The organism is Cuspidothrix issatschenkoi CHARLIE-1 (assembly GCF_002934005.1).
GTDB lineage: Bacteria > Cyanobacteriota > Cyanobacteriia > Cyanobacteriales > Nostocaceae > Cuspidothrix > Cuspidothrix issatschenkoi.
Window position 1 is genome coordinate 32,802 of the sequence record NZ_PGEM01000110.1, and the last position, 200, is coordinate 33,001.

Here is a 200-nt window from a genome sequence, read left to right on the forward strand (position 1 = left end):
GTACTTCCGCCCCAGGTTGCGATGAGATATTCCTTGTGGGGAGTAAGGAGCTAACGGTGAGATACCACTCTGGCGAAGCTAGAATTCTAACTCATCTCCGTAAGCCGGAGAGAGGAAAGTTTCAGGTGGGCAGTTTGACTGGGGCGGTCGCCTCCTCAAAGGTAACGGAGGCGCGCAAAGGTTCCCTCCGCACGCTTGGA

The 200-nt window shown here is 55.5% G+C and carries 1 rRNA gene (only partly in view); it reads right to left on the reverse strand.

Annotation, left to right across the window (positions count from 1 at the left end):
• Window positions 1–200, reverse strand: a 23S ribosomal RNA gene (locus tag CUN59_RS21765); its annotated part reaches 309 nt to the left of the window's first position; the annotation flags it as partial.